General features: G+C 46.2%; 18 protein-coding genes. 11 read left to right on the top strand and 7 right to left on the bottom strand.

All coding sequences use genetic code 11. The features are described 5' to 3' along the window. From BMW71_RS11980 to BMW71_RS11960, 5 genes are all read left to right on the top strand, one after another. Positions 1-654, top strand: a 654-nt coding sequence (locus BMW71_RS11980; RefSeq protein WP_218145585.1) for a fibrobacter succinogenes major paralogous domain-containing protein, incomplete at its 5' end; no start/stop codon positions are given. A gap of 275 nt (positions 655-929) precedes the next feature. Beyond that, positions 930-1,292, top strand: coding sequence for a hypothetical protein (locus BMW71_RS11975; RefSeq protein WP_143057613.1), 363 nt, complete (start codon positions 930-932; stop codon positions 1,290-1,292). 31 nt (positions 1,293-1,323) lie between these two features. After that, positions 1,324-1,653 carry a hypothetical protein gene (locus BMW71_RS11970; RefSeq protein WP_092174057.1) on the top strand — a complete coding sequence of 110 codons (330 nt, stop codon included), beginning with the start codon at positions 1,324-1,326 and terminating at the stop codon, positions 1,651-1,653. A 14-nt stretch (positions 1,654-1,667) separates the two neighbouring features. Further along, a complete protein-coding gene (locus BMW71_RS11965; protein ID WP_143057612.1) occupies positions 1,668-1,901 on the top strand; it encodes a fibrobacter succinogenes major paralogous domain-containing protein in 234 nt (77 codons plus the stop codon). An 11-nt stretch (positions 1,902-1,912) separates the two neighbouring features. Then, complete coding sequence (locus tag BMW71_RS11960) at positions 1,913-3,310, top strand: peroxiredoxin family protein (RefSeq protein WP_092174052.1); 1,398 nt, start codon at positions 1,913-1,915, stop codon at positions 3,308-3,310. An 887-nt stretch (positions 3,311-4,197) separates the two neighbouring features. Here the strand turns inward: BMW71_RS11960 and BMW71_RS11955 are convergent. Then, positions 4,198-5,034, bottom strand: a complete 837-nt coding sequence (locus BMW71_RS11955; protein WP_092174049.1) for a tyrosine-type recombinase/integrase — start codon at positions 5,032-5,034, stop codon at positions 4,198-4,200. 1,494 nt (positions 5,035-6,528) lie between these two features. Between BMW71_RS11955 and BMW71_RS11950 the strand changes: the two genes are divergently transcribed. The 3 genes from BMW71_RS11950 (at position 6,529) to BMW71_RS11940 (ending at position 11,101) form a co-directional block, all read left to right on the top strand. Beyond that, the gene (locus BMW71_RS11950) at positions 6,529-7,569 is read left to right on the top strand and encodes a TIGR03032 family protein (RefSeq protein ID WP_218145584.1); all 1,041 of its coding nucleotides are present in this window, start codon (positions 6,529-6,531) and stop codon (positions 7,567-7,569) included. 21 nt (positions 7,570-7,590) lie between these two features. Further along, positions 7,591-10,437: a putative Ig domain-containing protein gene (locus tag BMW71_RS11945; RefSeq protein ID WP_092174047.1), complete on the top strand. Its 2,847-nt coding sequence runs from the start codon at positions 7,591-7,593 to the stop codon at positions 10,435-10,437. A 175-nt stretch (positions 10,438-10,612) separates the two neighbouring features. Further along, on the top strand, positions 10,613-11,101 hold the full coding sequence (locus BMW71_RS11940) for a hypothetical protein (RefSeq protein ID WP_092174044.1): 489 nt from the start codon (positions 10,613-10,615) through the stop codon (positions 11,099-11,101). 165 nt (positions 11,102-11,266) lie between these two features. Here the strand turns inward: BMW71_RS11940 and BMW71_RS11935 are convergent, their stop codons facing one another. Beyond that, positions 11,267-13,660 carry an endonuclease MutS2 gene (locus BMW71_RS11935; RefSeq protein WP_092174041.1) on the bottom strand — a complete coding sequence of 798 codons (2,394 nt, stop codon included), beginning with the start codon at positions 13,658-13,660 and terminating at the stop codon, positions 11,267-11,269. 3 nt (positions 13,661-13,663) lie between these two features. Beyond that, on the bottom strand, positions 13,664-13,999 hold the full coding sequence (locus BMW71_RS11930; RefSeq protein WP_317041143.1) for a DUF4296 domain-containing protein: 336 nt from the start codon (positions 13,997-13,999) through the stop codon (positions 13,664-13,666). 106 nt (positions 14,000-14,105) lie between these two features. Between BMW71_RS11930 and BMW71_RS11925 the strand changes: the two genes are divergently transcribed. Genes BMW71_RS11925 through BMW71_RS11915 form a run of 3 tightly spaced genes read left to right on the top strand, consistent with a single transcriptional unit; the run spans position 14,106 to position 16,915 of the window. Then, positions 14,106-14,984 carry a DUF58 domain-containing protein gene (locus tag BMW71_RS11925; protein WP_092174036.1) on the top strand — a complete coding sequence of 293 codons (879 nt, stop codon included), beginning with the start codon at positions 14,106-14,108 and terminating at the stop codon, positions 14,982-14,984. After that, positions 14,977-15,882, top strand: a complete 906-nt coding sequence (locus BMW71_RS11920; protein ID WP_092174034.1) for a hypothetical protein — start codon at positions 14,977-14,979, stop codon at positions 15,880-15,882. The genes BMW71_RS11925 and BMW71_RS11920 overlap by 8 nt, the downstream gene beginning before the upstream one ends. Next, positions 15,875-16,915, top strand: a complete 1,041-nt coding sequence (locus BMW71_RS11915) for a vWA domain-containing protein (protein ID WP_092174032.1) — start codon at positions 15,875-15,877, stop codon at positions 16,913-16,915. The genes BMW71_RS11920 and BMW71_RS11915 overlap by 8 nt, the downstream gene beginning before the upstream one ends. 74 nt (positions 16,916-16,989) lie before the next feature. Here the strand turns inward: BMW71_RS11915 and BMW71_RS11910 are convergent, their stop codons facing one another. From BMW71_RS11910 to BMW71_RS11895, 4 genes are all read right to left on the bottom strand, one after another. Then, complete coding sequence (locus BMW71_RS11910) at positions 16,990-18,411, bottom strand: Gfo/Idh/MocA family protein (RefSeq protein WP_092174029.1); 1,422 nt, start codon at positions 18,409-18,411, stop codon at positions 16,990-16,992. A gap of 104 nt (positions 18,412-18,515) precedes the next feature. Then, a complete protein-coding gene (locus BMW71_RS11905) occupies positions 18,516-19,442 on the bottom strand; it encodes an amidohydrolase family protein (protein WP_092174026.1) in 927 nt (308 codons plus the stop codon). Between the two features lie 15 nt (positions 19,443-19,457). After that, positions 19,458-20,828, bottom strand: a complete 1,371-nt coding sequence (locus tag BMW71_RS11900; RefSeq protein ID WP_092174024.1) for a TrpB-like pyridoxal phosphate-dependent enzyme — start codon at positions 20,826-20,828, stop codon at positions 19,458-19,460. Between the two features lie 20 nt (positions 20,829-20,848). Next, complete coding sequence (locus BMW71_RS11895; protein ID WP_244891159.1) at positions 20,849-24,190, bottom strand: VCBS repeat-containing protein; 3,342 nt, start codon at positions 24,188-24,190, stop codon at positions 20,849-20,851. Positions 24,191-24,290: the final 100 nt, after the last annotated feature.

Here is a 24,290-nt window from a genome sequence, read left to right as displayed (position 1 = left end):
TTTACCGTTACTGCCACCAATAGTGTTGGTACAAGTGCAGCAAGTGCAGCTTCCAATTCAGTAACGCCAACCTCTACACTTGCAGCGGGCGAAGTTTATAACCCAACCACCGGCAAAATATGGATGGACCGCAACCTTGGTGCTACACAGGTAGCTACCAGCAGTACCGATGCAGCTTCTTATGGAGATTTATATCAGTGGGGCAGGGGAACAGATGGGCACCAAATCCGCACCTCAGCCACCACCACTACCCGGAGCAGCACCGACCAACCTGGAAATGGTAACTTTATATTAGCACGCTTTTTTGATTGGCGCAGCCCTCAAAACACCAATTTATGGCAGGGTGTTAGTGGGATAAACAACCCTTGCCCAAGTGGTTACCGTTTACCTACAGAAACGGAATTAGATGCTGAACGTGCAAGCTGGAGTAGTCCAAACGCTGCAGGTGCCTTTGCCTCCCCGCTAAAATTGCCCATGGCGGGCCGCCGCAGCTTCAGCCTTGGTTCGCTCGGCGATGTCGGTACCAGCGGCAAATATTGGAGCAGTACGGTTAGCGGCACCCTTTCGCGCAACCTCTCATTCACTAACAGTGCTGCCAGCATGTACACCAACTTCCGAACATACGGCTACTCTGTTCGTTGCCTTAAGGATTGATACTTTGAGTAGCGAAGCGATTTGTCACTTTTGACACGTTAACTCCCTGTCCCGCAGGGCAGGGAGTTTTTAATACTGCGTAGCGGTCGATTATTAAAAAAAGCATTCTAATGACTACTGTAGAGAAAATATCTTCGGCAATACGCAATAAATACTTCACCCTATTTAAGGAGGGGCTTTTTTATAAGTGTTATAACCAAGATGCGATGGTGTTTGTAAAAAGGGTGAAAAATTTTAAGGTAAGTTCAAAATACGTAAAAAGTGTGGGATAAGGTGTGTATAGTGTTGGTTTTCCTGTTGGTGAAGTTGAAAAAGGCAAGTTGACTTTGGATTTTATTTCAGAAAAAATTGCAGCAAAAAGTTTTGAAATAAAAGATACAGATGTAGTTTTTTTGCTCAACGATGGTAGTTTGAAAAACGATTATAAAGAATGGATTGATACCATACAAGAAGAGGAAATTATTAAAGGTGCGCAAGAGTCTTCCTCTCTGTATAAGCCACCGCTAGATACGATCACGATTATTTCAATGATAAAAAACTATGATATCGCAAACAGTACGCCTATGCAAAGTATTGGTTTTATACAGGAGTTAAAATTTAAAGTACAATGGATTGAGAAAAACAATGGAAACATTTGAATAACTTTTATATCAGTTACATTTATCTTATTTGAAAGCCCGCAAAAACAAACGCAATACGCACAATCAATTGGCATTTGAACTCAACCAAGAAACGACTTTACATCAACTGGCAAAAACTATCTTTGAGAGAAAATACACGCCTAAACCTTGTATTGCTTTTATCATTCAAAAACCTGTAGTGCGTGAGATATTTGCAGCTGATTTCACAGACAGAGTAATCCATCATTTCATTTACCGTTGCATTTATCCTATTATTGATAGCAAACTAATTCACGATACCTACAGCTGCAGAGTTGGCAAAGTATATCGTCCGCTTTTTCAAAAAGCGTGGATACAGGAGCAATCAGTTGTAAAATAATTTTTTATTTTACGATGTGTAAAAGATATGTTTTATTGCCCATGGCGGGCAACCGCAACAACAGCAATGGTTCGCTCAACAATGTCGGTACCAACGGCAACTATTGGAGCAGTACGGTTAGCAGCACCAATTCGCGCAACCTCAAATTCAATCGCAGCAATGCCAACATGAACACCAACAACCGAGCAAACGGAAACGCTGTTCGTTGCCTTAAGGATTATTGCATGTTGAAGCTACAACCTTTTTAAAATTTATTAAAATGATAAAAACAATTACAACCATACTACTAATTCTGTTTTACAATGCTTTCTTAAATGCCCAAAGTATAACAGGTAATTTATCTCAATTAATAAATCAGCCGATAAAACTAGAAGGCTTCAACGGTCTCAAAACCTATCCAATTTCAACATCAACCATCGATGAAAGAGGCAATTTTAAACTCACCTATTCTAAAGCCGATTATGGAGTCGGTTACCTAATGTCTGCTGATGAAAAACCATTGTTTGTAATTCTAAGCGGAGAGGATATTGAAGTAGTTGGAGCGTCTTTGATTACTATAGAAACACTAAAAATAACCAAAGGTCAAGAAAATAAATGGTTTGAGCAATACGCCAAAGAGCATCCCAAAAGAGAACAAGCGTTGAGTGCTTGGGTGTACCTTGAGAAAATTTATACGTTAGATTCTTTATTTTCAGTTCAAGAAACGGCCAACAAAGCCATTCAAGCCGAAAAGCAGCGCATTAAAAATGAAGACCAAAGTTTTTTAAATCAACTACCAAAAGGCAGCTACATCAGTTGGTTTTTGCCTACGCGTAAATTAGTAAGTTCTGTATCAACGGTTGCGCAATACCGCCCTGAGGAAATACCTTCCACGATTGCGGCCTTCAGAGCTTTGGATTACACGGATCAACGCTTGTACAAAAGTGGGTTTTTCAAAGACGCCATTGAAAGTCATTTTTGGTTACTTGAGAATAGTGGTCGGTCATTAGATTCTGTGTTTATTGAAATGAAAATATCTATCGACAGAATGATTGAAAACCTATTGGTAGACGAGAAAAAATTGAATGAAATTTGCGAATATTTATTTAATCAATTAGAAAAACGCAGCTTGTTCAATGCCTCCGAATATCTGGCAATACAACTGCTGAACCAAAAGAGTTGCACCATTACTAATAATTTTGCCGCCAATCTGGAAAGTTACCGGGCCATGAAAAAGGGTAACATAGCACCTGATATTGATTTCAATAAAGACATTATTGCACCCGGCTATGAAGCTACTAAACAACCCAAAAAACTTTCCAATTTAACAGGCAAAAACACCGTAGTTGTTTTTGGTGCAAGTTGGTGTCCGCAATGCCCACAAGAACTTTCAAAAATTTCTGGGCTTTACAAAAAATGGAAAGAACAAGGCGTTGAAGTTGTATTTGTATCGCTTGACGAAGATGAGAAAATATTTAAAAGCTTTGCCAGTGTGTTTCCTTTTATTAGCATCTGCGATTACCAAAAATGGGACAGCCCATTAGTAAAATCTTATCACGTATTTGCCACACCAACCATTTATCTGCTCAATGAAAAACGGGAAATTTTGCTTCGACCAAATTCGGTAGATCAATTGGACTCATGGGTGGACTGGTATTTGGTGCAAGGGAATAAATAAAATGGCACCAACGAAACGCTAATCGAGTAGCCCGACCTGAGCTAAATAGCTCAGGTTGAGGCGCTCACTATTTATCCCGAGTATCGGGACCACCGTATCCCAATACTCGGGACAGGCTGTACGGGTCTTCCCGATAAAAGATCGGGACAGGCTGCACCTCCCCTGCATCCTCGCTCTTCGCTAAAATGATCCATTGGGATCATTTCTTTACGCTCAGTCCCAGTTCGTACAGCATCGGAATATTGCTCTTTACACCAACATTCCCTTTCCGCTACTTCTAAAATAAGGCTGTGCAAAGGCTCCTTATTGAATTTTCCCTTCACCATACGTTCAGTCCCCGTCCGACTGGTCATCCGGGCGGGCTTCGCTACCCAGTGAGACCTCTGTAGCTCTTACAGCTCGTTTCCGGCAACTACTATGACCTACCGTTGGCACGGCACAGGTCGGCTGACTTCTTGGCTCATAGAAACCGAATCTATTCCAAGATCTCCCCAGAGCCTGTCCCGTGTTTACGGGATAAAGGCAGTAGTTGGTTATTTAAAAGTGAGTACATTTAATAAACATATCAGCGGTTTGACAGTAAAGTGCGTTGAAATGCCCAACGCCTCATACACCAACCGATATCGGAAATAGCTGTATGATCAAAACATATCAACAAGCACTAATAAATCCCGGTAAATTGGTACCGTTGCTCTGGTTGGTATAAGCAAAAATGTATTTGATCCCGCTACTCGGTAGACAATCCCATGATATAAATGCGACTGGATCCTAAATTCGATAAAATCATCGGTCAGGTGAGGCAAAAAGATTTTCCAGGACAGGTGCCAATCGTCGCGTTACTTCCGAAGCTTGAAACCGATCCAGGATTCGCCTCCCCGGTGAATGGCTCACAAGTGATCCAACGGGCTTTTTATGGTGCCCTTTGTTACCCTGGATAGCTGGGTGTAGCGCAGCGTGGATTTGATCGAATAGTGTCCCAAAAGTTCTTGAATAAAACGAATTTCCGTTCCACTTTCAAAAAGGTGGATCGCAAAGCTTTGGCGCAAGGTGCGTGGTGATACGACCTTTTTAACACCCGCCCGTTTCGCGGCTTCTTTCACAAGTGCCTGTACACTGCTTGATGAGTACTGGGTATTTTTTAACCCCTCGAATAGGTATTTTTCCGGCTGGCAATCTGCTAAATATTTTATTACATCTTTGGATAAGCTTCCTGAGAGCATAACGCTTCGATCTTTTCGTCCTTTCGAGTTTTGCACATGAATTAGGCTATTTTGGAAATCAATACTATCGGGCCTCAGGTGCAGCACTTCGTTTAGTCTCAGTCCCGCACCGTAAAGCAGTTTTATAATGCAGCGGTGCTTAAGGTTTTCGGTAACAGCGAGCATTTTTTTTATTTCCCGCTGACTAATATATTGAGGGACGGAAGCATTTTTACTGCTTGGATATAGAAATGATAAATCCAGTACTCGGTTGTACGTCAGGTCGTAGAATTTTACGATAGTACCAAGAAGTTGCTTCCGGTAGGAATCACTTATATTATCTGTTTTCAGCAGATGCTCGACAAAACTCCCAATATCTTTTTCGGAAATCGTTTCAAGATCAGATCCATCAAAAGCTCTTAGAAACTTAGCAAGGCAGTTTCCGTACGTTTTGATGGAGTTTGGTGAGTAGCGCTGTGCGAAAAGCTTCTGCTTGAATAATTGCGTAAGTTCGGGAAATCCCATTGTAGGCAGGGTTTGTTCAAATCTAGTACCAACTCAACCTCAATGTAAGTTACTGTTTATCAATAATTAATAAAAATAAAAAAAATTTATTTTATCTATTTTGGTATTATATTTATAAAGTAGTGTAGTCGTTAAAGCTGCTTTGTTACCGCAGCACCAGGCTTGCTACTCATTTACCAACGGAGCCAATTACCGGCTATACAATTGTTTGTTTAGCAGAACTCGTTGTGTTCGTTTCCAAAAAGATATGCAAAAAATCCGGCCATAAAGAAAATTGGAGATCGTCAGGCGATTCTAAAAAAGAGATTACCGCACGTAACATCCCCGAAGGTTGTTTTCCTCCGATCAAAAAATAATGCTACACGTAAAAGGTCGAAAAATTGATGGGTTGGAATGATTTGCCAAACGGTAATTCTTCTCCGGGAAAAAAATCAAACGCTGCCACCGGATGACGCAACGAACCTATCAGCGGATTCGATCAAATCGAGAATAAACTACTGGAGATAAGGCCGAAATATTCATCCGGCTGATTTTTTGGTTTCAAATTCCAAGTGTACCTGCATTCCAAATAGGTAGACGCAAAATCGATGGGAAATTTGAGAAAAAAAATAGTTCAGCCGCCTTCTTTCGGTTTTTGAGCGTCTACTCCGAAAGGAATCACAGGTATCTCTCTGACCGCATACCCGTCAGCAAGTGGCAGAGATGTTCCCGATAGCAGCGCCTACACACAATTTTTTGACTTGATCGGGCCTTAAAAGCGAGGCAGGCAAAGCTGTATACCCGCAGCTCTGGTTGATCGAACCCTCAGCAGCACAAATGGATAAATGTGTGAGAAATCCGCGAAAGTCTCAGCGAAACTAAAATCGGCCAACCACTGCCCGATCAGCTACATTTTTTTTCGTATCGAATCCATTCTTCTGGCTTTCAGCCAATTCACCTTTACGCAACGATTGGGCATAGTAACGAATCAATCGGCTAGCTTCACGAATTTGTGGGGGTTTAACTGGTTAGAAAAAGGCATATTGTAGTAAGATAATGGAAAGGCATTTAATGGCTTGATCCATGGAAACGAGCCAAGGTATTTGAATAAGATGAAGACGTAGTGTTCGGACTAGTTTCCTCCGATGATGGCGCGTGTTGTGGAGAACCCCAACTAACGGTACTACTTCTCCATACCACTGAAAGCACATTGGGTATATTCAACTTTTTTTTGAATTTGAACGGCATTTATTTTGCCGTTTTTCAACCGAAAAAAGGAGAAAACCATTCACTATTCAAAAAGATGGATATACCCAAGTTACTAGTGAGGAAACGTACCACAACGTATTTTAGATAACAAGAATTATCGTTTTAGGTCCTTGTAATTAATCCTATCCGGTTTCTTCTTTTAAGTGAAACGCTGAGATATAAACGATAGGAAAATCTGTTGCCAATCATTGATTACTATCAAATTGATAGAATGGCACTACAAATAAAACCTTATAATTTATTCGAGTGATTTTAAATAAAAAATACAGCCTTCAATTCTCAGCATCGAGAAGTTTTCCCCAATGGTTGATTTCCCAGAATGCTAGTATTGCGTTTACAACGTATCAAGTGGGAAAAATTTTCACATTGGGCACAGATGATACCGGAAAAATAAGTATTAGTGAACGGACTTTTAATCGCTGTATGGGTATTGGAGGAGATTCTCAAACGTTTTGGATGAGTTCAATGTACCAATTATGGCGATTTGAAAACACGTTACTACCTGGTCAGTCTTTCCAGGGGTATGACAGAGTATATATACCGCGGATGGCGTACACCACAGGTGATTTAGATATACATGATGTAGCAATAGATGAAAATGGAAAGCCAATTTTTGTAAACACTTTATTTAATTGCTTAGCTACAGTAAGCGATAGTCACAGTTTCAAACCTGTTTGGAAACCGTGGTTCATATCTGAACTAGTACCGGAGGACCGATGCCATCTTAATGGGCTGGCAATGAAGAACGGCAAAGCCGGCTATGTAACAGCGGTTAGTATAAGCGACGTTCCCGGAGGTTGGAGGGATACACGTTCCAACGGAGGGATACTCGTGGATGTGCAGTCCAACGATGTCGTCTGCGAACGACTTTCTATGCCCCACTCTCCACGACTATACCAGAATAAGCTCTGGCTTCTTGAGGCTGGTTCTGGCTACTTCGGCTATGTGGACATGAAAAGTGGAGCGTTTGTTCGGGTTAGCTTTTGTCCTGGCTTTTTACGAGGCTTAGCATTTATAGGGAAATACGCGTTGATTGGCATTTCCAACGCAAGAAAAAACAACACCTTTCAAGGCTTGGAATTTCAGAAAAACCTTGAGAAAAAAAAAGAGGAAGCTTGGTGTGGAATTTGGGTCATTAATCTTCACACTGGAAATACCGAGCATTGGGTCAAAATAGACGGCATGATCGAGGAACTGTATGATGTCCTCGTCTTGAAAGCGACTAGACGCCCTTTGTTGATCGGAACAAAAAAGGAAGACATAAAGAAAATGGTATCTATAGAATAAGGCTAAAAAAACGCAGGAATCATGAGGATAAAACGGACAAAATTTCAAATCTGGCAGAAAACGCAACGTAAATACCGCAACTTACAGTACCGCCTATCAGCTTCCACCGCGGCCGTTGCGAATAAACGACTTAACAGAAAACTGATACATCTGGGAAATCGATTGAATAACTTGAACCGCAAATGGAAGTTAGGTATTGCTACATCTTTAATCACCTGTTGGTTAGCTTTTAACCCATTGAAATCCTCCCTTGCCCAGAACCTTCCAGCGGAGCTGGATTTATCAACTTTTGTGAATGGAACCAACGGCATTGTAATCAAAAGTGATGAACCCAAAGACGGTTTTGGATTTTCAATTAGCTCCAAAGGAGACTTTAATGGGGATGGATTTAATGATTTGGTGGTGAGTGCTCCTTTAACCCAAGAAATCGTTACCGTAGATTCTCAATATGATTACAGGGGGAAGGTTTCTGTGATTTTTGGCAAAGATTCTTTCTCTGGTCGAGAATTAGAACTTAGTTCATTGGACGAGTCAGATGGCTTTAGTGTCGATGGAATAAATTCATTTTCAGTCCTAGGGAGGAGGGTAGATTTTATTGGGGATATCAACAGCGATGGATTTGATGACATCATTATGTCGTCCTATGACAATAGGGAGGAAAATAATTCACTGAATTCATGGGACGAGGGCGAGGCTTATGTCATTTTTGGAACAGATCAAATGATGCCGAGTAATTTTGATTTAAGCACGCTTGACGGCTCAAATGGATTTCGAATAGTAAGGAGAGAAAATACACAGGACTTTGCACTCCATCTCACAGGATTGGGGGATGTAAATGGTGACGGTATCGACGATTTCGCAGTAACTGCGAGGAAAGAGACCAACAACATCGATACTTCTGAAACTTACGTGGTTTTTGGTTCCAATTCAGGATTTCCTGAGGCGTTTGAGATCAGCTCCTTGGATGGTTTAAACGGTTATATTATCGTAGAAAGCGCTGTTAACGATTCGGGCAGTAATATGGTCGAAGGTGTGGGAGATTTTAATGGTGATGGAATAAACGATATACTTATTGGTGGTTATAATTTTTCTATGCATCATAGTTTTGTCGTGTTTGGACGGTCGGGGTACAACGAAAATATTGATCTTTTACAATTGAGTAGCGAGAAAGGATACCTTGTTACTACATTGACAGAAGGTGAAATCGCTCAGGCGTTACAAATAGCTTTCGCTGGAGATGTAAACGGAGATGGAATGGATGATATCGTAGCTTCTAATTACGATCATGATGATATCACGGAATGGTATATGATTTTTGGAAGAGAAGAAGCAGTATCAAATAACGTAATCGATCTTTCTAATTTTACTAATGCTGATGGATTTTTGATCGAGGCGGAAACTGACTGGGACTGGACTCAAACCCAGTCAAGGTCAGTAGCCGGTAACTTTGACTTTAATCGTGATGGTTTTTCAGACTTTCTTATTGGTGCAAGTGAAAATCATACCTCTTTAAATGGAACGTCATATATGGTATTTGGAAGTCCTGAACGGATACCTTCACCATTTAGCCTATCTAATCTGAATGGGGAAAATGGATTTAAAATGACAAGTTCTGTCGATGACAGTGTTTTAGGTTTTTCCCTAGCTGGATTTGGCGATTTTAACGGAGATGGTTTCGACGATGTTGCCGTTAGTTTGGCAGCACCTTATGGCGAAAGTTCAGTATTTATTTTGTTCGGGCGGGAAAGTTCGTCATCACTAAATAGAGCCCCCGTTGTTTTCAGTGGTGTTCCAGACCAAACAGCAAACGTAGAGGTATCGTTTAATTTAACAATCCCCTCAACCGCTTTCGAAGATGCCGACGGTGACGACCTCAGCTATACCGCGACGCTGGAAGACGGAACAGCCCTCCCCTCATGGCTGACCTTTGAGGGCGCAACACGTACCTTTAGCGGGACACCGGCGGGCAGTGACGTAGGCAGCATCAGTATCAAAGTGACCGCGGATGACGGTAACGGCGGCACCGCGGAGGATATCTTTGTATTGACTATAGAGGAAACTCCGAATGCTGCACCGGTTTTGGCCAATGCCATCCCCGACCTGGCCGCCACCGAGGGAGAACCATTCACCTTCACCTTACCGGAGAATACCTTTACCGATGCGGATAGCGACGCGCTTACCTACACAATCACCCTGGAAGACGGTTCCGCACTTCCCGCATGGCTCAAATTCGATACGGGCAGCCTTACGTTCAGCGGTACACCAGAAACGAGCGATTTGGGCTCGATCGGTATCACGATTACTGTAGACGACGGTAAGGGAGCCACAGCGGAAGATAGTTTCGAAATTACCGTAAGGGTACCGATGCCCTTATTGAGTGATTTCTCTCCCAAACGGGGTTGGGTGGGCGACAAGCTTACCCTGACCGGCGAAAAGCTGGATTTAGTAACGGAGATCTCCCTAAATGGCACGGCAGCAGATTTTACCCTGGTTGATGCAAACACCCTAGAGGTCGTGGTACCCGATGGTACAACCACAGGGAGCATTATCTTGACCTATGCCGGAGGGCAGGTCGAAAGTGCTACCAACTTTACCATGGATATCGTGACTTCGCTGCGCGAAAATCGGGAACGAAGTTTCTCCGTGTACCCCAATCCAGGTCCCGGCATCTTTATCGTAGAAACGAACTACCACGAGAGTCAGGACATCAGCTACCAGGTGTACGACCTGTCCGGGAAGACCGTAGCCAAAGGGCTTGTTACGGGTGATATCACTGAAATTGATCTTCGAAACTACCCGAATGGAACCTACATTATCGTCATTCTAAGCGATCAGGGAAGGTCCGTTACCAGAGTCATCAAACAGTAGCGGTAGCGTCCATGAAGTAGCCTGTACTTCTGAACCGGAATCGGAAGTACAGGCTCTGGTAAGCGCCTATAAACAGGCGCCAAAAAAACCGGGAAACAGCCACTTCCTGCAAGTTACCGGGATTTTATAAAAAATATATAGTTGATCTTAAAACTTTCTAAAATAAATCAGACGTATGGTTGCTATAACACGAATACTACTTGTGCTATTCCTCGCTGTCAATTTGGTTAGATGTGGAGACGAAGAACCTCAGCCCACCCCCCCTGAACCAAGCGATGAGGAAGTGGCTATAGAAAAGCTTACAGGAACATCCGGAAACGAAACCTGGGTGCTGCGCAACGGCGGGTCGGTAACGAAGGACGGCACGAATGAGACCGATGACTACATCGATTTTGAAATCACATTTATTTCCAGTGGAAGCAGCAAGACCTACACCACACAGGGTAGCAACCTGCTCTTCGATACCAACGGAAATTGGTCCTTCGCAGGAGGGAACTTTGATAAAATTGAACTGACCGGGGTTCAGCCGGCCGCGAATAAGGAAATATCCTTTACGCAAGAAGATAATGATCTCCAGCTGCAATGGACCGTTCCGGCACCTTCAAACGCACGGGTATCGGCCCTGGCGGGTTCGTATGTATTTGCGCTGGTTCGGCTTGAGTAGCATTCCGGTAATCCGAGTCTCAAACACCGATTTTATTCCATCCGCTGTGGGTTTCCGCTAATCCCGGGGACCTGCAGCGGTGGAAAAAGCGGTTTTGACCGTATGAAATGGCAAAGGCAATTATTGCCGGTGATTGGACGAGCAGACGTACAAGCAGTGAGGCTGCTACGATTTGAGTTGAACCAGGGTAATCCCCGCACCTCCCCGGTCGGCATGTTCGTCTGAAAAGCCGGCCACAGATGGCATTTTGCTGATGAAGTTTCGGGTGAGCCCCCGCAAGATGCCGTCACCTTTTCCGTGAATGATCTTGAGCTCGTTCATGCCCAGCATGTATCCCTCGTCGATGAAGTTCTGTATCAGGGGAAGGACTTCTTCGCCTCTTTTTCCGCGGATATCCAGATTGGGGGAGAAATTCGCCATTTTGGACTGGGTATCGTAGCTAATTCGTCGCGCTATCGCCTTTTTCTCCTTTTTTAGGGAGGTATTGGAGATTTTCTCCAGCCGGCTTAGTTTCACGTTTGACTTGAGATCTCCTATCAGAATGCTCACTTGCTTTCCTTTGATTTCAAGCACTTCTGCCAGGGCCCCGTTGTCTTTCACCCGCACCTGATCACCTGGATTGATTTCACCCTCCACCACCCGAATGGTTTTGGGCGGTGCGCTTTGTTGCTTCTCGGGTTTTATGGTCGTTTTGTGCGCATCCAGTTCTTTTCTCGCGCGCTGCGTGGCAAGTTTATCCGCCTGCGTTTCCTTGATGGAACGGATGGTGTGCTCGATTTTTTTGTTGGCCTCTTCCAGGAGAACGTTGGCCTGGGCTTTGGCTTCGTTTAGGATGGCCTTGCGCTGTTCGTCCAGGGTGGTCTTTAGCGAATTGTATTCCTGCAGGCGCTGATTCAGCAAGCGGTCTTTTCGCTCAATTTCAGAAAGCAGGCTTTCGTACTTGTTTTTTTCACTTTCCACTTTCAGCAGCAGCTTGTCGTATTTGACGCGGGTCTCCCCCACCTGTGCTTTTGCATGAAGGATAATTTCCTGGTCGATCCCGATTTTTCCAGCGATCTCAAAGGCGAAGGAACTTCCGGGCTTTCCGATTTCCAGTTCGTACAAGGGCTCCAACTCATCCACATCGTAGCGCATGGCTCCATTGACCATCCCCTGGCTTTTGGAGGCCAGTTGCTTCAGGTTTCCGTAATGGGTGGTGACAATTCCGTAGGCTCCAGACTTATTTAGTGCCGTCAAAATGGCTTCCGCAATCGCACCGCCAAATTGGGGTTCGGTACCGGTACCAAATTCGTCGATGAAAAAAAGTGTTTTCTTGTTGGCATGCAGCGTGAAATGCTTCATGTTCATCAAGTGGGAACTGTAGGTACTCAGGTCGTTTTCGATATTCTGTTCGTCGCCTATATCGATAAAAAATTGATCAAACACCGCGCAGGAGGAATTCGGTTCCATGGGAACCAACAGGCCACATTGGTACATGTACTGGACAAGGGCTACGGTTTTCAAGGTAACGGATTTTCCCCCGGCATTGGGTCCCGAAATCACCAGTAGCCGGTGGTTGGGGTCCAGGGAAAGGCTGACCGGGACGATTGCTTTCCGTTGCTGACGAAGCGCCATTTCCAGTAGCGGGTGTCGGGCTTTCAGCCAGGACATCTCCCGCACCCGGGCCATTTCGGGATTTACCGCATTGATTTTAAGCGCAAATTTTGCTTTGGCACGGATAAAATCCACCATCCCCAAAAAATAAAAAGCCCGCCTTAGGGCTGGAATATATCCGCGAAGTTCGTCTGTAAGCTTGGTCAGGATCTTCTGCACTTCCCGGCGTTCCATGTACTCCAGATCTTTTATCTCATTGTTGATGTCCAGGACTTCCGCAGGTTCCAGGTAAACGGTTTGCCCGGTGGCCGATTCATCGTGGATAAAACCTTTGATTCGCTTTTTGTATTCGGCCAAAACCGGAATCACCATTCTACCCGCACGAATGGTGACCGACGCATCTTCAGGGGTAAACCCTTGGGCTTTGACCGAACGGTAGATTTGTTCCAGTACTTTGCGGATGCGGCTCTCTTCGTAAGCCAGTTGCGTACGGATTAAATTTAACTCCTGGGATGCGTTGTTTTTTACCTTGCCCTTGTCATCGAGCACCCGCCCAATACTTTTTTCCAAAGGTATGTCTTCCTCCACCATGCCTAGCAACTGATGCAGTTGCGGGTATTCTTCCTGAAACCGGTGGAAGAAGGCCACGCAGCCCTCCAGGGTCTTTAATCCCAGCCGGATTTCATGAAATTCGTCCTCAAACAGAAACGTACCCGCTATTTTTGCCTTGTCCAAATAGGGGTAAATATTGATAAAATTCGAGGAGGGGAAGAGTTCGCCGGAAACAAGAATTTTGCGGAATTCATCCGTCTGCGCCAGCAATTTGGTAAGCAGGACCCGATCCCTGGAAAACGAGACTTTTTTAACGAAATCCGCGCCCAGCGTACTGGTACACTCCTCTTTGATCAATTCTTTGATTTTGTCAAAATCGATTTTCTCTTCCAGATTCGTTGGATACAATTTCATTGATTATCGGGTGATTTTTTCTTTCAACGTCAACGAATCTATCGTCCGTTCGTAGAGGTATTCCATTTTGGCAGCATCCAGAAGGTAATATTCCAGACTCTGGATGTAAACGCTGTCGGCAACACCATGTTTTTCAAAAATTTGTCTTTCTAGTATGGGGTAGAGTACTTTGGAGGAATCATAAGGTATGGAAAGGGACTGAACAAATCCCTCGGCGAGGTGAATATCCACGAGGATTTCTACCATGGTATCCTCTGACAAAAGCTCTTCTGGCTTCTCATCGGGACCGCAGGAAACCATCACCAAAAAGAGTGCAACTACTCGACGTATACTATTCACACCACAAAATTACCCAATTCCTTTTACAATTGGCAATAAGTAACCGCGAAGTCGTTTTATTATTCACGGGAGACTGCTAAATTAGGCTTTTCATTGTAACTGAAAAATGAACCAACTGATAAAAAAACTAAGAAGGTATGAAATCATCCTGAGAAAGGTGGCGAATAGTCACCTGCAGGGTGACCACCATTCCATCTTTAAGGGTGCCGGTCTGGAGTTTGACGACCTGCGTCCCTACCAGTATGGGGACGATATCCGAACCATTGAGTGGAAAGTATCCGCCAAAGGGCACGGAACCTTTGTAAAAACCTTTAAGGAAGACAAGGATCAATCGGTCTATTTTTTACTTGACGTAAGTGGCTCGCAGGATATCGGGAGTAAGGATCGGAAGAAAATTGACCTGGGACGAGAAATTGCAGGCGTGCTCACATTGGCAGCCATTCACGAGGGCTCGCAAACGGGTCTGATCAGTTATTCGGATACAAAAGAAAAGATTATTCTGCCCGGAAAAGGGAGCCGGCAAGCAGTGAAAATCATAAAAGGCATTTTTGCTGAGGAAAAGAAGTCCCAGCAAACCGACCTGAACGGCATGTTCACCTTTTGCCTCAACTTGATTAAGAAAAGAAGCATTCTCATCGTCATCTCCGATTTCATTGACACCGGTTACGAACGACCGCTGAAAGCACTGGCGACCAAGCACGATCTGGTGGTCTTACAGCTAACGGACCCAATCGAGTCCGCGCTTCCTTCCCTGGGCATCATTCCCGTTTACGACAAGGAAGCGGGGAAAACTACCTGGGTGAATACGGCTTTTGGCGGTTTTTCCAGAAAGATTTCTTCTTCGTTCGGCAGTGAACGGCAGCATCTCAAAGAGTTTTGCAAAAAAAATCAGATCAATTACCTACAAATAGACACCCGGCAGGATATTGTACTCCCGCTAATGGAATTATTTAAGTTGAGAAATAAAACCATGAAACGTGGATAAAATCGGGAAGTTAGTGGTAGGTGTATGGATGGTACTGGTACTGCAACCAAGCCTTTCTCAAGGGCAGGACGTGGCGGTAGAAGGGTACTTTTTGCAGGACTCGGCCCGATTGGGTGAGCGGGTGGGCTACGTACTAAAGGCACGCTATCCGAGCGAGATGCCTGTTTTGTTTCCAGACTCTACCTATCGGTTTGGCGATTTCGAATACCTGGGCAAGCAAACCTTTACCTCCGCCACGGCGGATGGCGTCACCCTGGACAGCGCCGTTTACTGGCTATCAAACTTTTCGCTGGATTCGGTGCAAAATTACCGCATTCCTGTTTTTGAAATCGTTCGGTACGATAGCATACACCACGTACCTGAGCCCGCACCGCTGCACCTGGTGCTGACCATCGATGAAATACCGGAGGAGCTTTCCTTTCGCCAAAACGACAGCTACCAATACATTCCTCCTTCCTTCAACTACCCCTACCTGATCGTGGGCATCCTGTTGGTTGTGGTTCTTTTGATCGCAGGTTTTTACTTTTTTGGAGAGGGCTTGAAAAAACGCTGGCAGGTGTACCGGGAAAAAAGGAAATTCAAACGCTTCGTGGAGGACTGGGAGCTATCGATGAAACAATTGGTAAACAATCCTCAAATCCAGGAGGCCGACGAGCTGCTGGGTCTTTGGAAAAGTTACCTGGAAAACTTAACCGGGCTTCCGTTTAGAGAATGGACCGCCACCGAAACGGCTGCGTTCCTTCAGCAGCCGGAAGTAGTAACTGATTTCAGGAAAATCGAATTAATAATTTACGCCAACCGGGTGGACAACAATATCCGGGAGGCTTGCGAAAACCTGCTGCAAATCTCAAGAAATCAATTGGAAGAAAAAATTGAAAAAATTCACCATCATGAATGATACCTCTTCCTATATTTCCTGGAGCTGGTTTGCACCCGAAACCTTCCGATCGTTTGAATGGGAGAATTTTTTCCTACTTCATTTAATTTGGGTTATCCCCCTTTTCTTGCTCGTCAGAAAGTTTATCAAATTTCTGAAAAAACCGGTCTTGGAGCTTTCGCTGCCCAAGATGGCTGCCAGAAAAAATCCCTGGACCTATTTGCGCCTGATCCCATCGCTTTTCTTTCTAATGGCCATGTGGATGGTGGTTATTGCCCTGGCAAGGCCACAGCGAACCAATGAGAAAGTCGAACAATACACCGAAGGCATAGACATCATGCTGGTAATGGATATTTCAGAATCCATGGACCTGCAGGACTTTACTCCCAACCGGCTGGAAGCCGCCAAGGAAACAGCCATTGATTTTATCAATGGCCGAATAGCCGACCGGATTGGCATGGTGATTTTTTCGGGCGAAGCGTTTTCGCTTGCTCCGCTTACCACGGATTACGAACTCCTGACTGACCTGGTAGGTAGCATTACCTTCAACATGATGGATGCCAAGGGAACGGCCATTGGCAGTGCTGTTTCTACCGCTACCAATCGGATGCGCGAATCGGAAGCCAAATCGAAGGTAATGGTGTTGCTCAGCGATGGAGACAATAACGCCGGCAATGTGGACCCGGTATTTGCCGCACAGCTGGCCGAAGCCATGGACATAAAAATCTATACCATTGCTGTGGGAAAAGATGGAATGGTACCCTACGGGACCGACTTCTTCGGCAGGCCGCAAATGATCGAAAGTTACCTCAACGAGGAAACTCTCCGCAACATTGCCAGCATTACCGAGGGGGAATTTTTCCGGGCATCCGATGACGGAGCCCTCGAAAACATCTTTACGCGAATTGACGAATTGGAAAAAGCCGAAATTATCGAATCCAGGTACAAGGAGACTATGGACTACTACCGGCCGTACCTGTTTTGGGGAATTTTGTTCTTCTTCGCCTGGATGGTTTTAAAGAGCACCTTTTTCAATAATTTCTTGCTGGATTAATCCCGATTCTGAATAGTAAAAAACCCTGATCTTTTTGGGATCGGGGCCATCTTTTTCTATTAATTTGAGCCTTTTTAGCTCATTTCCCATCCCGGCCTGACCGGTTCCTTGATGTAGGCATCTGCTGCATCCAGGCCTTTTGCCTTAAGGTTTTGTGAATCCCAATGAATTTTCTGTCCCCGCATCCGCAGGGAAAGGACACCAAGAAGGGTGATTTCAGTAAGGTGTGCCCCGTATTCGAAATTTGCACTGGCAGCAGGACCGCCTTTTATCGCATCGACCCAATCCCTGAAATGGCCCTTTGAACGTGGAATGACTTCTTTCGGCTGCTTCATGCTTGTAGCCAGGCTTTCCGGAAACACGTGCGGTACGCGATCGCCCCCATTCACGATGATCCCTTTGTCACCGACAAACAAGGTGCCCCTGGAGGGCCACTGATAGCCTTGTGGCAGGGAAGGGTGAAGCGGCGGTTTAACCCCTCCGGAATACCAGGTCAGGTCGATCGGCTTGCCGGTATTATTCTCGGGAAAACGGTAGTATCCGATTTCGCCGTAAGGAGCGATGTGTTCGTTGCTAAATCCTGCAGGGAATACTTCAATGGTTTCGGGATAGCCCAATTCGAAGGCCCAGGTAGCCGCATCCATATCGTGACAACCAAAGTCCCCAAGCGCGCCACAACCAAAATCCCAAAAATCCCGCCAGGTAACCGGCGAATACCATTCGTGATACGGTCTGTTTGCGGAGGGGCCCAGCCAAAGGTCCCAATCAAGGCCGTGCGGTTTGGTCGTACCTGTTGTCGGCAGGCCCCGGAGTTCGGGAATCCAACGGGAAGCGGGTACCCAGGAATGGGTTTCCCTTACCTCACCGATTGCACCCGCACGCAAATACTCCACGGTCTGCCGGATACCGTCGGTACTGTGGCCCACATTGCCCATTTGCGTGGCCAGCCCGGTTTCCTTCGTCAATTGTTTGATCATTCGGGCCTCCCAAATATTGTGCGTCAGCGGCTTTTCGCAGTAGACATGTTTGCCGGATTTCATGGACGCGTAAGTAACAAAGGCATGGGTATTGTCCGGGGTAGAACAACAAATGGCATCCAGGCCTTTTTCTTTCTCCAGCATTTCCCGGAAATCCAGGTATTCATTCAGTGTAAAATTCTCTGTTTTGTCCTCGTAGTGTCCTTCTATCAGGCGCTTTACCGGCCCTCTGCCGGCTATGGATCGGTAATAAAAATTGGCCAAATCCCAGTACTCTCCCGGATCGGCGATGGCTGTAATTTGTACATCATCCAGCTTCATCAGGTCCAGGGCATTTTGACGCCCTTTTCCTCCTACTCCCACCATGCCCACATTCACCTTATCACTTGGAGCCACATAGCCTTGCCCTCCGAGCACAAATCGGGGCACGATAAAAAACCCCGCCGCAGTCAGGGAAGCTGCTTTCACGAATTGCCTTCTGGAATCATTCGTTTCTTTTTTATTCGGTTGTTCACGCATGGGTACCTCTTTTTTTCTCGATTAAAGTTAAAAAAACAATTCTTATTCTCCCTACCTACGCGGAGATTCCACACAGAAATTTAAAATCCACTGGGCTATGTGTATTAAATGCGGTAAAGCCTTTCGGCATTCGTGTGGTACAATTTCTTTTTCTCCGTTGTCGATAATGCCTTCGAGAGCGAAAAAAAAGCCGTCATCCATTCGTTTAGAGTCCCCGTCCGCAGCACCACGGGCCAGTCCCCTCCGTAAATCACCCGATCCGGACCGAAAATATCCAGTACGGTACTGAAATACGGCTCCAAATTGGCCACTTCCCAATCCTGCGACGCACGGGTGATCATGCCGGACAGCTTGCAATAAACCTGTTCCATGGATGCAAAAGGCGCAAGTGCCCCGGCCCAGGTCTTCCAATCCTGGTTGCCGATATCCGGATTGGCCAGGTGATCCAGCACAAAAAGCTGCTCCGGAAACGTACTCACCAAATCAATGACCGCTGCAAGTTGTCCGGGACCTACGTTCAGTTCGCATACCCATTGAAACCGACGCATCAAGCCAATTCCTTGCGCGTATCCGGCATGCCCGGGCATGAAGTTTTTGCGAATTCCCCGAACAATTTCCCGCTCTGCCATTTCTTCCATGGCTTCTTGCCCGTCGACACCCATTTCCAGGGGAAAATAGGCAACCATACCGGCTATACCGGATTCCGAATCGGCTTGCTCCTGCACCCAGTCCACCTCTTGCAAGTACTGCTCTGGCCTTCGGGCACATTCCACAAAAACCATTTTTGAGACGGGATGCCTTTCCGTGGCTTTTTGGTAGTCGTGCAGGGTATAACTCCTTTCCAACGGCAGCCCTTTTCCCTTCAGCCAGGGGTAATCCATCACATTCAGGTCCCAAAGGTGTAGGTGGGTATCGACCAGGGGAATGTCCGAAAAAGACAACTCCTTTCCATCAAGCGAAAAAAGGGGCTGCGTCCCGAACGCCCAAGCGCCGGAAGCCACCCCTTTTTTTAAAAACGATCGCCTATTCATCGACAAAAAACACCATTAAACAGGAATGGTGGGCGTACCTAACCTTGCGATAGAGGTATCGATTTCTTCCTGGCTCAATTCGTGTTGCTTTATTTTCCCGGAGAAATAATCGTCATAGGCCTTCATGTCAAAATTCCCATGTCCGCATAAGTTGAATAAGATGGTCTTTGATTCACCCGTTTCTTTACACAGGTTGGCCTCTCGGATCGCAGTAGCAATCCCGTGGTTGGCTTCCGGCGCCGGAATGATACCTTCGGAGCGCGCAAACAGTACTCCTGCTTCGAAGATTTCCAGGTTGTCATGAGCCTGTGCCTCAATGAGTTGATCCTTTAGCAATTGACTGACGATGACCCCCGCACCGTGGTACCGAAGCCCGCCGGCATGAATTGGGGCGGGTATAAAATCATGACCCAGGGTGTACATGGGCAACAGCGGAGTCATTCCGGCCGTATCCCCAAAATCGTATCGGAATACTCCCCGGGTCAATTTGGGGCAGGATGAAGGCTCACTGGCAATGCACCGAATGTGCTTTCCTTCTTCCATATTCAATCGTAGGAAAGGAAAGGACAATCCGGCAAAGTTTGACCCGCCGCCAAAAGGGGCGATCACGATATCGGGCAGGTCGCTACCGGCTTTTTCCAGCTGCTTAATGGCCTCCAAACCGATGATGGTTTGGTGCAGCTTCACGTGATTGAGTACACTTCCCAACGCATATTTGGTGTCATCCCGGGTAGCGGCCATTTCTACGGCCTCGGAGATGGCAATACCCAGGCTTCCCGGCGAATCCGGATGTTCTGCAAGGATTTTTCGACCCGCCTCGGTTCGTTCGGAAGGGGAGGGATAAACATTTGCTCCCCAGGTATTCATCATCATTTTTCGGTAAGGCTTGTCGTTATACGATAGCTTTACCATGTACACATCGCATTCAATCCCGAAATGCTGACAAGCAAAACTCAAGGCACTTCCCCACTGCCCTGCGCCGGTTTCGGTGGTTATTCGTTTGATTCCCTCTTGTTTGTTGTAATAGGCCTGCGGGATCGCAGTATTGGGTTTGTGGGAACCGGAGGGACTTACTCCCTCGTATTTGTAATAGATCTTCGCTGGCGTATCCAGCGCCTTTTCAAGGCCATACGCCCGGTACAAGGGAGTAGGTCGCCAAATGGAATACATGTTTCGTACTTCATCTGGAATGGGAACCCATTTATCCGTAGTCACTTCCTGCTTGATGAGTGCCTCGGGAAATAAAGGGGCCAGGGAGTCGGGGCCAATGGGCTCCAGGGTGCCGGGGTGAAGCGGCGGCAACGGCTTATTGGGCATGTCGGCAATGATATTGTACCAATTTTCCGGAATCTCCCGCTCTTCTAGGTTAATTTTTCTGATTTTCATTAATTGTCTGTATGTGTTAGTTATTTATTTTGGTTCGATAGACTTTTTACCGGCTTGTTGTCCAGTGATCGATTGAGGAGGTAGCCCTCTACCCCCTGATTGTTAATTCCCACCAGCAATACCTTCAGGTAACTGAGGTTGACTAGCTGCATGGACTTTACGTCTCCGGTAAACCTGAGGCCCGAATCCGGTGTTGCCTGGAAGGCAAAACCACCCGTACCATCGCCCTCGTAGAGTTGGCCGAAATTGGCATCCATCACCCCCAACCGCAAGCGGGCTGTGTTTTGATTGCCTCCCAAAATGAAATCCAGCTTGCCGTCTTCGTTGTAATCAAGTACCTGAATGGCATAAACAGGCGCGTATTGCGCCTGCAGCGGAAGTGGGTGCACCGCAAATGAGTCGTTTTTGTTTTCCAGGTAAACGGACCTCATCTCGTTGATTTCCAGCGTACCCGCGGTGCGTAGTTGCTCTTCGGTAAAGATGTCCTCCAATTTGGCGTCCGCAAACGAGGCATAGTCGGTAAACTTACTGCGCATGCCGTACAGCTGGTCCAACAGCTCGTCCCTACTCATAAACGGATAGGCCTCCCCTTTCACATGGGAAATCAAAATAGGGTCTACCGATCCATTGCCATCAAAATCGGAATAAACCAGCCGCAAGGGCTCCGCCTCGCTCGCTTTCAACTGGCTGTTGAGCCCAAAGTTCCCTACCACTAGATCCAAATCACCATCACCATCAAAATCCCCCTCCTCTACGGTCGACCACATGCCGGTAAGTGGCTGATCAAAATAATCGGCGGTTTTGTTTGCAAATCCAGTTCCCTGCTGATTGATGTAAACCTGTATGGGCATCCAATCCCCGACCAGCACCAGGTCGTCCCACCCATCTCCATCGACATCCAGAACAGAAGCGTCCGTTACCATTCCAAAATTTTTAAATTCCGGAACCAGGGTTGCCGTCTGGTCCTCAAAATTCCCCTGACCGTCGTTAACGAGAAGGAAGGAGTCGGCTGCCTTGGGATATTGACCGGGAACCACCCTCCCACCAACGAAAAGGTCTAAGTCACCGTCTTTGTCAACGTCAATTGCTTTTACTACCGATCCACTGGGCGCAAATTTTGGCAGTGCGGTTTCCGATTTTTCAAAATTCCCCCCTCCCTGATTCATGTACAACCTGTCTTGTAATTCGGGGGAGTCCCGCTCAAAATCGTGGTATCCACCGCTCACCAGATACAGGTCCAGCCAGCCGTCTCCGTTGGCATCAAAAAACAGGGCATCCGCATCTGCATTCCCGGTATCCTCCGATACGTCGAGCCCCTGAGATTCCAGAAATTTACCTGTAGAAACCTGGAAATACAGTTTGCCCGGATTCCCTTCTGATCCACCTACAAAAACATCCGTAAACCCGTTGTTATTTACATCACCCAGTGCCAGCACAGGACCGGTAGGTGAAATCATGTGGCTCAGCAAGGGCTGTCGTTTAAAATCATTATACCCTGGCTCCTCGTGCTCGTAGGGAATGGGGGATACAATGGCGCTAAACACCGGATCCACCGCCTGTGGAGCTGTTTCCCGTACGTTTGACGCATTTTTTTCTTCCAAAACAAGGCGTTGGTTTGCGGCGATATTCCGAAGCGACTGCACGGCACCTCCGGGCCAAACAATCCGAAGCGAATCAATGGTCTCCGCTGAACCCAGCCCAAAATGAAGGCGGTGGCTGACGGAGGATTGAAACCCACGGGTGGGCTGTTGCTCCAGAAACTGGCGCCCCCGATCCGTATAAAGGGTTACTTTTGCCCCGATACCCGAAGTATTGAGTCGCTCGCCTCGCAGCTCTACCTGCAGAAAGTTTACCCCTTCCGCGGAATCTTCCAATTTGTTTCTAAAAACTCCAGCCGTCTCGTTGAGGTGATTAACCACCAAATCCAGCTTGCCGTCATTGTCCAGGTCGGCATAGGCGGCCCCGTTTGAAAACACCGGTTTTTCAAATCCCCATTCGGTTGAGACATTCAGAAATCCCGAACCATTCTGGTTTTTATAGATGTAATCGTGAATCGGGGTAGAACTCATGCTGGTAACGAGGTGAAGCGTATCCGCTTCTTCCTTTGCACGGGCTTTACTAAAGTAATAATCGCCCTTGTATTTGAGGAAATCCCTGTTGGTATAGTCTCTGAAATAGCCGTTACTAACAAAAAGATCCTTCCAGCCGTCGTTGTCAAAATCGGCGAAAAACGCCGCCCAACTCCAGTCGGTATTGGAAATTCCGGCAAGCTGTCCGATTTCACTGAAAAGTCCCGCGCCCTGGTTCAGGTGCAACATGTTCCGCATGTTTTGGTGATAAAAGCCTTCCATGACCATCAAAGCATATTGCTCGTAATTCTCTGGCCCGTACAGCAGCTTTTGCCGTTTGTTGTCCTCCGGTAGCATGTCCAGCGTAAATAGGTCGGGTAATCCGTCGTTATTCACATCGCTGATATCCGAACCCATGGAGAAATAAGAGATGTGCTGCAAAAAGTCGGTAAGTCTTTCCGAAAAAGTGCCGTCCCCGTTGTTGATATACAAATAGTCCGGTTCGATGTAATCGTTGGAAATATAGAGATCCGGGTATCCATTTCCGGTAATGTCAGAAACAGCTACTCCCAGACCAAACCCCATGGAATTGCCCAAGATCCCTGCTTGCTCGCTGACATCGGTAAAGATTCCGCCATCGTTTCGGAACAGTTTATCCCCGGAATTGGGGTTCCGATCCTTTCGCTTGGCAGCGAAATCAATTTCATTGATCACCTGGGTATTGTGATTCAGCAGGTACATGTCCAGGTCTCCATCCAGATCGAAATCAAAAAACAAGGCCTGAATACTATTTGCCGGGTCTGCAAGCCCATATTTCTCGGCCTGTTCCAAAAAGGTGCCGTCTCCCTGGTTAATGAAGAGCTGATTTTTTCGGGATTCGGTGGACCCTTTTCCTGAATAGCAAACGTAAATATCCAGGTACCCGTCGCCATTGATATCTACCATACTCGTGCCGGTGGTCCAGGCATCCCGGCCGGCAACTCCCGCAGATTTGGTAATGTCTTTAAATTTGAATTCCCCCTCGTTGAGGTAAAGGCGATTGGAGGTCATATTACCCGTAAAAAACAGGTCTTCCAAACCGTCGTTGTTGATATCACCGACAGCCACCCCTCCTCCATTGTAAAAATATTCATACGTAAGAATATTGGAGGATGGGTCTTCATTGAGCCTGTTTTCAAACTTTACCCCGGTTTTTCGTGCCGGCAATTTCTCGAAACCCTGTGCAAGAAGCCCGAATCCGGGAAACAAGGTAAGAAGCAGCATCCATACTATATGGTGAAAATAGTTTTCCATTTTTTGTCCATCCATCCCTTCGGCTACGCTATGGTTTTTAATCCATGGTTATGGCAGTTAAATTACATTTTTTCGGTCGATATCCCAACGAAATACAAAC

The organism is Cyclobacterium xiamenense, assembly GCF_900109255.1.
In the GTDB taxonomy this organism is placed as follows: Bacteria; Bacteroidota; Bacteroidia; order Cytophagales; family Cyclobacteriaceae; genus Cyclobacterium; species Cyclobacterium xiamenense.
This window is presented reverse-complemented; position numbering and strand designations above follow the sequence as displayed.

Coding starts and splice junctions, on each gene's coding strand:
- BMW71_RS11965 (WP_143057612.1), top strand. CDS start 1,668: ATGTGTAAAAGATATGTTTTATTGCCCATGGCGGGCAACCGCAACAAC.
- BMW71_RS11960 (WP_092174052.1), top strand. CDS start 1,913: ATGATAAAAACAATTACAACCATACTACTAATTCTGTTTTACAATGCT.
- BMW71_RS11955 (WP_092174049.1), bottom strand. CDS start 5,034: ATGGGATTTCCCGAACTTACGCAATTATTCAAGCAGAAGCTTTTCGCA.
- BMW71_RS11945 (WP_092174047.1), top strand. CDS start 7,591: ATGAGGATAAAACGGACAAAATTTCAAATCTGGCAGAAAACGCAACGT.
- BMW71_RS11940 (WP_092174044.1), top strand. CDS start 10,613: ATGGTTGCTATAACACGAATACTACTTGTGCTATTCCTCGCTGTCAAT.
- BMW71_RS11935 (WP_092174041.1), bottom strand. CDS start 13,660: ATGAAATTGTATCCAACGAATCTGGAAGAGAAAATCGATTTTGACAAA.
- BMW71_RS11925 (WP_092174036.1), top strand. CDS start 14,106: ATGAACCAACTGATAAAAAAACTAAGAAGGTATGAAATCATCCTGAGA.
- BMW71_RS11915 (WP_092174032.1), top strand. CDS start 15,875: ATGAATGATACCTCTTCCTATATTTCCTGGAGCTGGTTTGCACCCGAA.
- BMW71_RS11910 (WP_092174029.1), bottom strand. CDS start 18,411: ATGCGTGAACAACCGAATAAAAAAGAAACGAATGATTCCAGAAGGCAA.
- BMW71_RS11905 (WP_092174026.1), bottom strand. CDS start 19,442: ATGAATAGGCGATCGTTTTTAAAAAAAGGGGTGGCTTCCGGCGCTTGG.
- BMW71_RS11900 (WP_092174024.1), bottom strand. CDS start 20,828: ATGAAAATCAGAAAAATTAACCTAGAAGAGCGGGAGATTCCGGAAAAT.
- BMW71_RS11895 (WP_244891159.1), bottom strand. CDS start 24,190: ATGGAAAACTATTTTCACCATATAGTATGGATGCTGCTTCTTACCTTG.